This is a genomic window from Ventrimonas faecis, assembly GCF_040096075.1.
GTDB classification, from domain to species: Bacteria; Bacillota; Clostridia; order Lachnospirales; family Lachnospiraceae; genus Brotaphodocola; species Brotaphodocola faecis.
Map to the genome: position 1 here is coordinate 1 of NZ_JBBMFJ010000082.1, position 545 is coordinate 545.

Annotated in this window: 1 rRNA gene; it reads left to right on the top strand. The window is 50.6% G+C overall.

Annotated features, from left to right (window positions below):
* A 23S ribosomal RNA gene (locus tag WMO41_RS15865) occupies window positions 1–545 on the top strand; the annotation flags it as partial.

A 545-nucleotide genomic window follows, 5' to 3' on the forward strand; every position in this document is an offset into this window, starting at 1 on the left:
GATTCGAACTGTCAAGAAAAGCCGCTATTGTGTGATATGTGCCCGTACCGTAAACCGACACAGGTGGATGAGGAGAGAATCCTAAGGCCGGCGGGAGAAGCATTGTTAAGGAACTCGGCAAAATGACCCTGTAACTTCGGGATAAAGGGTGCCTGCGCAAGCAGGCCGCAGAGAATAGGCTCAAGCAACTGTTTAGCAAAAACACAGGTCTATGCAAAACCGAAAGGTGAGGTATATGGGCTGACGCCTGCCCGGTGCTGGAAGGTTAAGAGGAGAGGTTAGAGCAATCGAAGCTTTGAATTTAAGCCCCAGTAAACGGCGGCCGTAACTATAACGGTCCTAAGGTAGCGAAATTCCTTGTCGGGTAAGTTCCGACCCGCACGAAAGGCGTAATGATTTGAGCGCTGTCTCGACAATGCACCCGGTGAAATTGAAGTACCAGTGAAGATGCTGGTTACCTGCGCCAGGACGGAAAGACCCCATGGAGCTTTACTCCAGCTTGATACTGGGATTCGGTTATACATGTACAGGATAGGTGGGAGGCT